Origin of the sequence: Bacillus cereus group sp. MYBK245-2 (genome assembly GCF_051916145.1) — a bacterium.
GTDB classification, from domain to species: domain Bacteria; phylum Bacillota; class Bacilli; order Bacillales; family Bacillaceae_G; genus Bacillus_A; species Bacillus_A pacificus.
Window position 1 is genome coordinate 149,218 of the sequence record NZ_JBQAGB010000003.1, and the last position, 13,534, is coordinate 162,751.

Below are 13,534 nucleotides of genomic sequence, written 5' to 3' on the forward strand. Positions count from 1 at the left end.
AAAATAAAAGTAAGAATATTTAAAACTATCTTATTGCTTTTGAGAAAAACGGGGAGGTGCTTGACTATGGGACGTTATGTATTAAAACGTTTCGTGTACATGGCTTTGACATTATTTTTAATTACTACACTGACTTTCTTTTTAATGAAATTACTTCCGGGTTCTCCGCTTAAAAACCAGGAGAAGTTATCACCGGCACAAAAAGAAATCATTCTTGAAAAATATGGCTTAAATGATCCAGTACCAGTTCAATACGCACGTTACTTAGGTAACTTAGCAAAAGGTGATTTAGGGGTATCATTCCAATATGATAACCGTCCAGTAACAGACATGATTGTGGATCGCATTGGACCATCAGCACAACTTGGTTTACAAGCGATTATATTAGGAACATTTATCGGTTTAATTTTAGGAATCGTTGCGGCACTTCGTAACAATACGTGGGTCGATTATGGAGCGACAATTATTTCCGTACTCGGGATGTCGGTACCATCGTTCGTATTTGCCGCATTACTACAATATTTCGTAGGGGTAAAACTTGGATGGTTCCCAGTAGCATTCTGGAAAGGACCAGAGTTTACAGTAATGCCTACAATCGCTTTATCGATGGCAGTTATCGCAACAATCGCACGTTTCGCTCGTGCAGAGTTAATTGAAGTTATGCAAGCTGACTACATTTTAACAGCGAAAGCGAAAGGAATTAGCCAAGGCGTTATCATTATCAAACACGCCCTTCGTAACGCGTTAATTCCAGTTGTAACAATTTTAGGACCAATGGTTGCAGGGTTAATTACAGGTACATTAGTTATTGAGCAAATTTATGCTGTACCAGGACTAGGGGAACAGTTCGTTAAATCTATTACAGTGAATGACTATACAGTTATTATGGGAACTACAATTTTCTATAGTGCGATCTTCATCTTAGTTATTTTCATTGTTGATATTTTATACGGAATTATTGATCCTCGTATTCGTTTAGCGGGAGGGAAAAAATGATGAAAGATGTACAAAAATTATCTCCAGACTTATTTCAACAAGCTAATCAAAATAATGTGGATAATGAAGTCATTGCCCGTCCAAGCTTAACGTTTTGGCAAGATGTAAGAAGACGTTTGTTCCAACATAAAGGAGCAATGTTCGGTTTAGTTTTATTAACGCTTATTATCTTACTAGCAATCTTCGGACCGATGGTAAGTAAGCACTCGTATAAAGAGCAAGATTTAGGACGTGCAAAATTGCCACCGAAAATTCCAGTTATTGAAAATGTTCATTGGTTACCATTTGACGGTACAGATCAATATGGTGTTGACCAATATGAAAAACGTGATATTAAAGAGTATTTCTGGTTTGGTACAGATGATCTTGGACGCGATTTATGGACAAGAACATGGGAAGGTACACGCGTATCATTATATATCGCTCTTTTAGCAGCAGCAATTGACTTAATAATTGGGGTTGCATATGGAGGTATTTCAGCATTCTATGGCGGTAGAGTAGATAACATTATGCAACGTATTATGGAGATTATTAACGGTATTCCATACTTAATCATCGTTATTTTAATGGTAATCATTATGGGATCTGGTATATGGTCAATTACACTCGCAATGGCAATTACAGGTTGGATAGGGATGTCGCGTATCGTTCGTGGACAAATCCTGAAATTAAAAAATCAAGAATACGTATTAGCATCTCGTACATTAGGTGCAACAAATACACAATTAATTGTAAAACACTTAATCCCGAACGTAATGGGACCAATTATCGTAATGACAATGTTTACAATTCCAACAGCGGTGTTTGGTGAGGCGTTCCTAAGCTTTATCGGTTTAGGTATTCAGCCACCATTCGCATCACTAGGTTCTCTTGTAAATGACGGTTATAAATCAATTCAAACGTATCCGCATATGATGTTCATTCCTGCGGTTGTCATCAGTATATTAATTTTAGCATTTAACTTAATGGCAGACGGATTACGCGATGCGTTAGATCCAAAAATGCGTAAGTAAAAGAGGGGAGAGGCAAAGATGAAAACATTGTTAGAGGTAAAAGATTTACAAGTCTCCTTTGATACACATGCAGGTGAAGTACAAGCTGTACGCGGCGTTACTTTTGATTTGAAAAAAGGGGAAACATTAGCGATTGTAGGAGAATCTGGTTCTGGGAAATCAGTTACTTCTAAAGCGTTAATGGGTTTAATTCCGAATCCTCCTGGACGCATTAAAAATGGTGAAATCGTATTTGAAGGTCGTGACTTAACGAAATTAACAGAAAAAGAAATGCAGCAAGTACGTGGTAAAGATATCGCGATGATTTTCCAAGATCCAATGACATCATTAAACCCAACGATGACAATTGGAAATCAAATTATGGAAGGCCTTATTAAACACCAAGGGATGAGTAAAGCAGACGCACGTAAAGTTGCGTTGGAATTAATCGACCTTGTAGGTATTCCAAATCCAGAAGCTCGTTTAAAACAATATCCGCACCAATTCTCTGGTGGTATGAGGCAGCGTGTAGTTATTGCGATGGCGTTAGCTTGTAACCCGAAATTATTGATTGCGGATGAGCCGACAACAGCGCTAGACGTTACAATTCAGGCGCAAATTTTAGAGCTTATGAAGGACATTCAGCAAAAAACAGAAGCAGCAATCATTTTCATTACGCATGACTTAGGTGTAGTGGCAAATGTTGCGGACCGCGTAGCAGTTATGTACGCTGGTAAAGTTGTTGAAATCGGAACTGTAGATGAAATTTTCTACAACCCAAAACATCCATATACTTGGGGCTTAATCGCATCTATGCCAAGTTTAGATGGTTCAGAAGAAGAGTTATATGCAATCCCTGGAACGCCTCCAGATTTATTGAAGCCGCCAAAGGGAGATGCTTTTGCACCACGTAACCCACAGGCATTAAAAATTGATTTTGAAATGGACCCACCTTTATTTAAAGTAAGTGATACACACTATGCGGCAACTTGGTTACTTCATGAGCAAGCTCCAGAAGTAAAACCGCCGGCAGTCGTTGAAAAACGTATTCTTCAAATGAAAGCAGGTGAACAACATGACTAAACAACGTGAGAAATTAATTGAAGTAAAAAATGTAAAGCAGCACTTCGACGTGAGTGGTGGTGTTGTCAAAGCGGTTAATGATATTTCATTTGATATTTACCGCGGAGAAACATTTGGTCTTGTAGGAGAATCAGGTTGTGGTAAATCAACAACTGGAAGAACGATCATTCGTTTATATGATGCAACTGCTGGTGAAGTATTGTTTGATGGTGAAAATGTACATGGTAAAAAATCACGCGCAGAACTGAAGAAATTCAACCGTAAAATGCAAATGATTTTCCAAGATCCATATGCATCATTAAACCCGCGTATGACAGTAGGGGATATTATTGCAGAAGGTATTGATATTCACGGATTAGCAAAAAACAAAAAAGATCGTATGGACCGTGTTCATGAATTATTAAACACAGTTGGTTTAAATAAAGAGCACGCAAACCGTTTCCCGCATGAATTCTCAGGTGGACAACGTCAACGTATTGGTATCGCTCGTGCACTTGCTGTAGAACCTGAATTTATCATTGCCGATGAGCCAATCTCAGCACTTGACGTATCAATTCAGGCACAAGTTGTAAACTTACTGAAAAAGTTACAAAAAGAAAAAGGATTAACATACTTATTCATTGCCCATGATTTATCGATGGTAAAATACATTAGTGACCGCATTGGCGTAATGTATCGTGGTCAAATCGTTGAATTAACAACAAGTGATGAGTTATATGCAAATCCAATTCATCCATATACAAAATCACTATTATCAGCAATTCCACTTCCAGATCCAGATTATGAGCGCAATCGTAAACGTATCGTATACGATCCATCTCAGCACAATTATGGTAGTGAAGAACCGACAATGCGTGAAATTCGCCCAGGACATTTCGTATTATGTTCTGAAGCGGAGTATAAGAAATATAAAGAGATTTATCAATAATAAAAAATCCATTCTTCTATCACGGAAGAATGGATTTTTTTACTATATAAAAGAGTTGTCAATATTTCTCGGTAAGTCGATATATTTAAAGAATCGCAGATATAAGTTGCCTATACGAATGACTACACCTTAATTAAACGAGTATTATTGCGCCTGAACAGAAACAATCTCCTCTTGTTCTTGAGGTTTAACAAGTGCATAACGTTCCCACGCTCTACTTTTCCAGCGGAAGAACATAATAATAGCACGTGTCCATTCATCAATAGCAATTGCTAGCCAAATACCAACGAGCCCCATATCTAAATGGAAGGCAAAAAAGTAGCCGAGTGGTAAACTCATTAACACCATAGAAAATGCGCCGATTAAAACTGGGTACTTTGCGTCACCAGCTGCGCGAAGTGAATTGATGATGACGATGTTCATCGTACGTCCTGTTTCAAGTAGTACACTTAGTAAAAGAACGCTTGCACCTAACGAAATAATGTGCGGATTATCTGTAAATAGTCCCATTAATTGTGTGCGGAATGTAATAACGAGAGCAACCATACATAAAGTGACACCAATCGCCCACTTTACACTTTTCCATACACGTTCATACGCTTCATCTTTTTCACCACCGCCAACGAGGCGCCCAATAATAATAGCTGTTCCCATACCGATTGCAATAGCGAATAAATAAGTGAACATAGAAATGTTCGTAGCGTATTGTCTAGCCGCTAACGATTCCGTTCCTAAATATGTTGCATAGTATAAGAAGACAATTTGGCAAGCTTGATACATAACCTGCTCAAATGCAGATGGAATCCCAATCTTTAAAATTTTTCCGATGTATTCTTTTGATAAGGTGAAGTAGTATTGTAATTTCACACGGTACTCCATAACGCGGTACAGTAACCAGAAGAAAACGATAAGCGCGATTAGCCTGCTGGCAGCAGAAGAAATGGCAGCCCCTTGTACACCAAGCTCTGGAAAACCAAATTTCCCGAAAATGAGTACGTAGTTTCCAGCGATATGAATAATATTCATTCCAAGTGAAATAAACATCGCTTGCTTTGTGAAGCCATGTACGCGGATAATTGCGGCTAATGAATTAATAATAGCTTGAAGGAAAATAGCTCCTCCGACGATAGATAAATAGCTCTGTGCATACATAAGTACATCGCCTTGTAAGTTCATCGCCATCATCATATGTTTTGAAAATAAAAGAAAACCAGCACTTATAACGAGTCCGACCACTAAATTTAATGTGACGGCTAAAGCTGATATTTTAGATGCTTCCATAAAACGTTTGGAACCGAGGTATTGAGATACGACGATAGCTGCGCCGTTCCCGATGACTTCTAGTACCAAAATAGCGATATGGAGATATTGATTCGCTGCACCAACCCCAGATACAGCATCGTCTGATAATGCACTTAACATGAAAGTATCAGCGATCCCCATTAACATAAATAGAAAAACTTCTAGAAAAATAGGCCATGTTAATAAGAATAAACTTAATTTCTCAGTGGGCCCGTTTTTTGCCTGAATTGCTGTCATGTCCGTCCCCTCTTTACCGATATCTATTTTTAGCAAAGTGTATCGTAACATACTTTCTTAACCTTTGCACTCATTTTAACCTACATATCTTTATTATGAAGGGAGCGCTATTTTATGATAAAAACAGAAGGATAATTATGCAGAAAGTATTATAGAATATAAAATTTATTTTTATCTAATAATTTAGAAAAATATAAAAATAATTATTTCTGACATTTCAGTAAGGAAAATCAGCAATATGAAACGTTTACAAAGGTTTATTTTTTAACAGAAAATTTTAATAAAATAGAAATATAAATATACAAAAAATATATTTGTGTGTATAATATGAATTATTGGAACATATATATATTTCTATTTGTTTGAAAATGAAAGGGCTAACATTTTTGTGGAGGGTGGAAATATGAAAAAAAAGATGCCAGTTTTTGTAGTATCAACAGTAGCGATGAGCATGATGTTAGGGGCATGTAGCTACCAAAAAGATGAACCGCAAGCGAACGCAAAAGGGGATAGCGGGAAAAGCGGTGCGAAGCAAGTTATTAACTTAATTGAAACACAAGAGATTCCAACGATGGATCCAGCGTTATCAGCTGATGCAGTTTCTTCAAGAGTAATGACTAATACGATGGAAGGCTTATACAGTTTAGGAAAAGATGATAAGCTAGTTCCTGGTGTAGCGAAGGAATTCAAAAAGTCAGAAGACGGTAAAAAATATACATTTACATTACGTGAAGACGCAAAATGGTCAAATGGTGAGCCTGTGACAGCGAAAGATTTCGTATACGCATGGCAAAGAGCGATTAACCCAGATACAGCTGCGAAATCAGCGTACATTATGTATGATATAAAAAATGCAGAGAAAATTAATAAAAAAGAGATGAGTCCGGACCAATTAGGGGTAAAGGCGATTGATGATTATACATTAGAAGTGGAATTAGATAATTCCATTCCATATCTTGTAGATTTAATGGTATATCCAATCTTCTATCCTGTGAATGAAAAGTTTGTGAAAGAGCAAGGTACGAAGTTTGGTTTGGAAGCGAATACAACACTTTATAACGGACCATTTACATTAAGTGATTGGCAACATGAACGTAGCTTTAAAATGACAAAGAGCGCGTCATATTGGGATAATAAAGAAGTGAAGATTGAGGAAGTAAACTTTAATATTGTTAAAGATACGTCTACACCAATTAATTTATATGAAACAAACGCAGTCGATCGAGCGACGTTATTAGCGGAGTTCATCGATAAATATAAAGGAAAACCAGATTTCCAAACAGTAGAAGATACATCTGTATTCTTCCTTCGTTTAAATCAAAAAGATCCAGCGTTAGCAAATAAAAATATTCGTAAAGCAATTTCACTTGCTTTTGAACGTAAACCGTTCGTTGATACATTATTAAATAACGGTTCTAAGCCGGCGACAGGATTAATTCCTGATAACTTCATTAAAGGACCGGATAAAAAGGACTTCCGTGCTGTAAATGGAGATATTGTAAAACCAAACGTGAAAGAAGCGAAGAAATATTGGGAAGCTGGTAAAAAAGAGCTTGGTAAAAATGAAATCGAATTAGAGTTATTAAACGAAGATGTTGAATTATCGAAGAAAACAGGGGAATATTTAAAAGGTGAGTTAGAAAAGAATTTACCAGGTTTAACAGTGAAAATTAAACAACAACCATTCGCGCAAAAACTAAAATTGGAAGATGCGGGCGATTTCGTCATGTCATTCTCTGGATGGAGTGCAGACTTCCCAGATCCAATTACATATCTTGATATGTTTGTAACTGATGGATCACAAAATAAAATGAAATATTCTAATCCGAAATATGATGAGATCATCATGAAAGCGAAAAAAGATGGAAGCGATGTAAATGCTCGTTGGAAAAGCTTACTAGAAGCAGAGAAAATGTTACTTGATGACGCTGCGATTGTACCGGTATATCAACGTGGTAGAGCATACTTACAAAGAGATTCCATTAAAAATATGTACAACCATAAATATGGCGGCGATTTAAGCTTTAAATGGGCGTCAGTAGAGAAATAAGAAAAAAGCAGGTAATTGCCTGCTTTTTTTTAATACGTACGTTTCTTATAAATACCTTTCCCGCCAACCTCGTTCCAGCCGGATTGTACATCCAAACTTTTATTAACAAACTTCATCTTTTCTTTTCCGCCAAAGAGTTTTTCACCAATGCTATTTGTAATGACACCAATCAATGCTGTTATTCCGATGATGAGGGCAGCAACAGTGACAAAATCAATAAAAAAAGCAATCATTTGCAAATTCCCCCTTTGCCTGTCTGTATTTTTATTGTATGAGATAAAAGATGAAAAAGAAAGAAATGTCAGAAAAATATTTAATATATTTTAGAAATCGTATAGACATGAACGAGAATGTTTGTTAAAATAAGAACAAACGTTCTTTTAATTCTCACTTATATAGTCTTACATTTCTTAATTGATTTATCAAAAAAAGGTAAGAAAACGTTCTCTTTTTCATAGAAAAGATTATGAGGAAATAACTATAAATCATATGAAAAATCTATGAAAAGCAAGCGTTAAGAGGGTTGAAGATTATTGTTAAAGAACAGATGAAGTAAGTGTGATTATGTTACATAGCAGTGAAATGCACGGAAGAGTTTTCTCAATTAGAAGGAAATTTACTGTATATTTCTTGCAAAATCTATTGTATAATGATTATAGAAGTTACTTATTAAAAGTAATTGTTGTTTACTAAAAGTTGTTGCTTACATGAAAAGCAATTTTTGCACTTTGTTTTAAGACAAGGTATCGCGAAAAATTGCTGAATTTAGAAATTTAAACTGTAATTAGTACAGAATTTGTACTCTTTAAGGAGAGTGAGCTTTGTATGGTAACATTATATAGTTCTCCAAGCTGTACGTCTTGTAGAAAGGCGAAATTATGGCTAGAGGAAAATCATATTCCTTATACAGAACGTAATATTTTCTCAGATCCGTTAACGATTGAGGAAATTAAAGAGATTTTACGCATGACAGAAAGCGGAACGGATGAGATTATTTCTACTCGTTCGAAAGTTTTCCAAGAATTAAATGTAAACTTAGAGTCTTTACCACTTCAAGATTTATATAAGATGATTCGTGACTATCCAGGGATTTTACGTCGTCCAATTATGATTGACGAGAAACGCCTTCAAGTAGGTTACAATGAAGACGAAATCCGCCGTTTCTTACCACGTACAGTAAGAACGTTCCAATTACGTGAAGCACAGCGTCTTGTAAATTAATTATAATAATATGAAAACCTTCTACCTATTATATAGTAGAAGGTTTTTTTTAATGTTTCACATTTCGTAATCGAACTCGTTGAACGATAAAACCGATGCATAAGATGGTGAAAATAAATAAGTAAGGAATGCCTGCAGTGAAACTTGGGTTGTTATGAAAAAAGGTTGCCAGTCTGTCTTCATGTGTGACCATTTTTCCTGCTGTATAAGCGAGAATTGCTGCCCCGCAATAGATGAGGAATGGAAAGCGTTCCATAAGTATTAAAATGAGTTTGCTGCCCCAAATAATAATCGGGATAGAAATGAGTAAACCGATTATTACGAGTAAAAATCTTCCGTGAGCTGCCCCTGCAATGGCGATAACGTTGTCAAATCCCATAACAAGGTCCGCGAATACAATTGTACGCACAGCTTGAAATAAAGTTGTTTTTCCTTGAATAGAAGAAAGATCGTTGCTATTATCAGTTAGTAAATTTACTGCAATGAATGTAAGTAAAATGCCCCCGATAAGTTGCAGAAATGGAATGTCGAGCAAATAGACAGCTAGTATAGTAAGGATAATTCTTAGTACGATTGCTAAAAGAGTACCGATCAAAATAGCTTTATTTCGTTTCGATTCAGGTAAATTTCGGCTAGCTAGTGCGATGACAATTGCGTTGTCACCACCTAATACAACATCGATACCGACAATCATTAGTACAGATGTTAAAAACTCTAAGTCCATTCGTCTGCCTCCATTTATGATGTTTTAATAAGCGAACTATATGTATGTGGTGAAAAGGACTAAAGCATCTTCTCTAATAAAAGTTTCACTTTATTACAGTGTACGGGGGAAGATGGAAATGTATGTCCAAATTTTTTATAAGTGAGTAATCGCCACAATGATATATTTGTGTATACCATTGAACGAAGATAGGTATATAACTATTTTTGTAAAATAAATCGATTTTATTTCCATTCTGGAGAATCTTATCATAAAATGAGAGTACAAGAATCTATTGATTTGTCATATGAGTGGGGAATCCCTTCATAACAATTCTAAGCAGGAAGGGAGAGTTGTATTTTGGATATTGAAAGAATTAATGATCATACGATGAAATTTTTTATTACGTACATTGATATAGAGGACAGAGGCTTTAATCGTGAGGAAATTTGGTATGACCGCGAAAGAAGCGAAGAGCTCTTTTGGGAAATGATGGACGAAGCTCGTGATCATGACGATTTCTTTATTGATGGGCCGTTATGGATTCAAGTGCAAGCAGTCGATAAAGGGATTGAAGTACTTGTAACGAAAGCAGAACTTTCAAAGGATGGACAAAAGCTAGAACTACCAATAGGTGTAGATAAAATTATAGACATTCCTCTAGATGAAGGTATTGAATCATTATTCCAGCAAGAAGTAGTGGAAGAGGTAGAAGAACAAGCAGGTACAAACTTTAACGAAGATGGTACGTTTGGCTTTTTAATTAAGTTTAATGATTTTGAAGATGTCATTTCATTAAGCCACCGTCTTATCTTTGAAGATATAAAAGATGAGCTGTATTCATTTGAGGACCGCTATTATGTATATGTGGAATTCGATGAAGTGCTACATGATGAAGAAGAAATTGATCGCATTTTAAGCATTGTTTTAGAATACGGGGAAGAATCAACTTTAACAATTCATCGTGTAAGTGAGTATGGGAAACAAATTGTGAAAGAGCATGCGCTTGAAACAATTCGCAATAATTTTCCTGCTAAAACGTAGGCCGATTTCTGTAGTATGAAATCGGCTTTTTATATGAAGAATAGGAAAGCTTTCTTAGTAAGGAGGTAAGAGATGAAAAATACGTTAAAGTTGATTTTTTTTGTGTTACTATTGTTTGCATTATTTGTGTCATTACGTATGTTTATTGATGTAGCATTTTATTCGGATGTAATTGGGATAAAAGATGTTTCGATTTTAGGTATTATTAGTATTTTATTTACGGTATCTGCATTTTTAATTGGCTGCGTTATTTTCTTAGAGAACCGTCATCCGTCAAAAACACTTACATGGCTCATTGTGTTAGGGATTTTTCCGGTATTTGGATTTTTCGCTTATTTATTATTCGGACAGAACTTTCGGAGGAAGAGAATGTTCCAAAAGAAGGCGTTGCTCGATGAACAAGCATTTTTACAATATAAGGGGCATGAAGATTACGAAGAACGGATTTTGCGCAATCATAAGCATCAAGAGCTGTTATTTCGTTTAGCGGATCGCTTAGGCGCTTTAAATATTTCATTTCAAACTGAAACGAGAACATTAACAAATGGAGATGAAACGTTTCAGGCTATTTTAGATGGATTAAAACGAGCGAAACATCACATTCATATGGAATATTACATTGTGCGTGATGATAAGCTTGGAACAGAAATTAAAGATATTTTAATACAAAAATCAAAAGAAGGCGTAGTCGTTCGTTTTTTATATGATGCGGTTGGAAGTTTTAAATTATCAAAATCATATATTGAAGAATTAAACGACGCAGGTGTCGAAATGATTCCGTTCTTCCCTGTACGCTTTCCGATTTTAAACGATAAGATTAATTATCGAAACCACCGAAAAATCGTTATTATTGATGGAAATGAAGGATTTGTAGGTGGATTAAATATTGGTGATGAATATTTAGGGAAGGATAAGTACTTCGGCTTTTGGCGAGACACACATTTATATTTACGTGGTGAAGCTGTGCAAAGTTTGCAGCTTATTTTCCTTCAAGATTGGTTTTATATGACTGGTGAGGCTGTGCTAGCCCCTGAATATTTACAAGCGAAAGCAGTTGAGGGGGAGCATTGGGGAGGCGTGCAGCTCGTTGCAGGTGGACCGGATAATAAATGGGAAACAATTAAACATTTATATTTTGCCATGATTGCTTCTGCGCGGAAATCCATTTGGATTGCAACGCCGTATTTCATCCCGGATGATGATATTTTGTCCGCATTAAAAGTAGCGGCACTTGCCGGTATCGATGTTCGTTTGTTAATGCCGAGTAAGCCTGATAAGCGCACTGTCTTTTATGCATCAAGGTCATACTTCCCAGAGCTTTTAGATGCAGGGGTAAAGATATATGAATACGAAAAAGGTTTTCTTCATAGTAAAGTTGTCATTGTCGATTCTGATTTAGCTTCAATTGGGACAGCTAATATGGATATGAGAAGTTTTCATTTGAACTTTGAAGTAAATGCCTTTTTATATGATACAGATAGCATTCGAAAACTTGTTCAAGATTTTAAAGACGATTTAGAAGAATCCAGTGAAATTCACGTCGATCGTTTTCATAAAAGGCGTCTGCATAGAAGAATTGTTGAATCAACGTATCGGTTATTATCGCCATTATTATAAAAAGAGATGTCCGAAATTGGGACATCTCTTTTTTAAAAGGAATTTGTAATAAATTGTAGAATATAAGGAGCTGAAAGGGTGTGATTCCGATGTTTATTGCCAAAAGAGAAAACGGAGAGAAAATTCATCTACTCTATCATCATGATGAAGAGATTTTACATCGTATGCGGAAAAGGGAAAGCTTCTTTTGCATAGCTTGTGGGAAAAAAGTACTAATGAGATTAGGAAAACAAAAAAAGTGGCATTTTGCTCATAAGAAAGAAGATTCATGTTTAGCCTTTTATGAAGCAGAATCTATGTATCATAGGCACGGTAAAGAATTGTTATATAAATGGTTCAAACGTCAAAACTTTCATGTAGATATAGAGCATTATTTACCAGAGATTCAGCAGCGACCAGATATTTTCATAGAGAGAGCAGGGAGAAAAGTTGCGATTGAATACCAGTGCGCGAATCTCTCTATAGAACAGCTGTACAAACGAACCTATTCGTATTGGCGAGCTGGTATACAGGTCATTTGGATTATTGGTGGAAATCAATTGAAAAAGCACTCTGCCTATTGGGTGAAATTTTCCTCCCTTATGGCTTTCTCCTTACAATCTTATCCTCAACCACTTCTTATTTTCTTCTGTTCGAAACAAAAATCATTTATGAAATGCGCGTTTCTCACTTCGTTTTCTACAAGCGTCTCTTTCTCACATATTATATACTTACCAACTGAAACGACTACTTTTGAAATGCTCTTTTCTTCTGTTCCTTTTCAAAAGGAGATATTAGAACGAGAATGGAAGAAGCGAAAGGACTATTTTCGAAAAAATGCTTTGCCTATTTGGAATTATAATCATAAATCACTATTACGCCTCTTATATCACTGTAAATGTACCCCAGCAAATTTCCCTTCTGAAATTGGTGTGCCGCTTCCGTCCTCATTTGCTTTTCAAACAAATCCATTTATATGGCAAGCTTTTTTATATATGAAGTGTATAGGCGAGCTTGCGGTAGGGGATTATATTTCCCTTCCATACGTGTGGAGTTATATAAAAAAGTATACGAAAAGGCGTATGCTCCCGTACTTTTCACAGCATATATGGAAAGTAGCAGTTACTGAGTATATGACATTTTTATGCTATACAGGTGTATTACGTAAAGTAGGGACTTATAAGTACCAGAAAATACGGGGGATAGTTATGGTAAAAACAGAGGAGGAAGTTATGAAATATGATGAAAGTAGTTTAGCGTATGCCTTATCTTTATTTGAGGCAAAGTACAACATGAGAGAAGGAAAAGCGGATATAATAAAGACTGATCGTGAAGGAATTACATAAGAAAAATCGAATTGTATGTAAGTAGAGATATTTAAA

The 13,534-nt window shown here is 35.9% G+C and carries 12 protein-coding genes; 9 read left to right on the top strand and 3 right to left on the bottom strand.

Annotation, left to right across the window (positions count from 1 at the left end; all coding sequences use genetic code 11):
- The first annotated feature begins 66 nt into the window (after window positions 1-66).
- From opp3b to ACTFRN_RS07855, 4 genes are read left to right on the top strand one after another with little or no spacing between them, the layout of a single operon-like run.
- Window positions 67-996, top strand: coding sequence for an oligopeptide ABC transporter permease (gene opp3b, locus ACTFRN_RS07840; protein ID WP_000534165.1), 930 nt, complete (start codon window positions 67-69; stop codon window positions 994-996).
- The gene (gene opp3C / locus ACTFRN_RS07845) at window positions 993-2,009 is read left to right on the top strand and encodes an oligopeptide ABC transporter permease (protein WP_000974100.1); all 1,017 of its coding nucleotides are present in this window, start codon (window positions 993-995) and stop codon (window positions 2,007-2,009) included. Before opp3b ends, opp3C begins: the two co-directional genes overlap by 4 nt.
- Window positions 2,010-2,027: 18 nt before the next feature.
- On the top strand, window positions 2,028-3,071 hold the full coding sequence (locus ACTFRN_RS07850) for an ABC transporter ATP-binding protein (protein ID WP_000854346.1): 1,044 nt from the start codon (window positions 2,028-2,030) through the stop codon (window positions 3,069-3,071).
- Window positions 3,064-3,999 (top strand): ABC transporter ATP-binding protein, encoded by a 936-nt coding sequence (locus ACTFRN_RS07855; RefSeq protein WP_000166342.1) that lies wholly within the window; start codon window positions 3,064-3,066, stop codon window positions 3,997-3,999. The genes ACTFRN_RS07850 and ACTFRN_RS07855 overlap by 8 nt, the downstream gene beginning before the upstream one ends.
- A gap of 144 nt (window positions 4,000-4,143) precedes the next feature.
- On the opposite strand, the gene ACTFRN_RS07860 is transcribed toward ACTFRN_RS07855, so the two are convergent.
- The gene (locus ACTFRN_RS07860; protein ID WP_041184457.1) at window positions 4,144-5,589 is read right to left on the bottom strand and encodes an MATE family efflux transporter; all 1,446 of its coding nucleotides are present in this window, start codon (window positions 5,587-5,589) and stop codon (window positions 4,144-4,146) included.
- A 352-nt stretch (window positions 5,590-5,941) separates the two neighbouring features.
- Here ACTFRN_RS07860 and ACTFRN_RS07865 point away from each other — a divergent pair, with 352 nt between their 5' ends.
- Entirely contained in the window at window positions 5,942-7,588 is a 1,647-nt protein-coding gene (locus ACTFRN_RS07865) for a peptide ABC transporter substrate-binding protein (RefSeq protein ID WP_000728614.1), read from the top strand.
- Between the two features lie 29 nt (window positions 7,589-7,617).
- On the opposite strand, the gene ACTFRN_RS07870 is transcribed toward ACTFRN_RS07865, so the two are convergent.
- Window positions 7,618-7,821 (bottom strand): hypothetical protein, encoded by a 204-nt coding sequence (locus ACTFRN_RS07870; RefSeq protein ID WP_000559976.1) that lies wholly within the window; start codon window positions 7,819-7,821, stop codon window positions 7,618-7,620.
- 592 nt (window positions 7,822-8,413) lie between these two features.
- Between ACTFRN_RS07870 and spx the strand changes: the two genes are divergently transcribed.
- Entirely contained in the window at window positions 8,414-8,809 is a 396-nt protein-coding gene (spx, locus tag ACTFRN_RS07875) for a transcriptional regulator Spx (protein WP_000258267.1), read from the top strand.
- A 49-nt stretch (window positions 8,810-8,858) separates the two neighbouring features.
- Here the strand turns inward: spx and ACTFRN_RS07880 are convergent, their stop codons facing one another.
- Window positions 8,859-9,533, bottom strand: coding sequence for a TerC family protein (locus ACTFRN_RS07880; RefSeq protein WP_000362602.1), 675 nt, complete (start codon window positions 9,531-9,533; stop codon window positions 8,859-8,861).
- 339 nt (window positions 9,534-9,872) lie between these two features.
- Between ACTFRN_RS07880 and mecA the strand changes: the two genes are divergently transcribed.
- From mecA to ACTFRN_RS07895, 3 genes are all read left to right on the top strand, one after another.
- Complete coding sequence (gene mecA / locus ACTFRN_RS07885) at window positions 9,873-10,556, top strand: adaptor protein MecA (protein ID WP_000350722.1); 684 nt, start codon at window positions 9,873-9,875, stop codon at window positions 10,554-10,556.
- Window positions 10,557-10,628: 72 nt separating this feature from the next.
- The gene (locus ACTFRN_RS07890) at window positions 10,629-12,173 is read left to right on the top strand and encodes a cardiolipin synthase (protein ID WP_000799204.1); all 1,545 of its coding nucleotides are present in this window, start codon (window positions 10,629-10,631) and stop codon (window positions 12,171-12,173) included.
- Window positions 12,174-12,253: 80 nt separating this feature from the next.
- Window positions 12,254-13,498: a competence protein CoiA gene (locus ACTFRN_RS07895; RefSeq protein WP_074567615.1), complete on the top strand. Its 1,245-nt coding sequence runs from the start codon at window positions 12,254-12,256 to the stop codon at window positions 13,496-13,498.
- The last annotated feature ends 36 nt before the right edge of the window (window positions 13,499-13,534 follow it).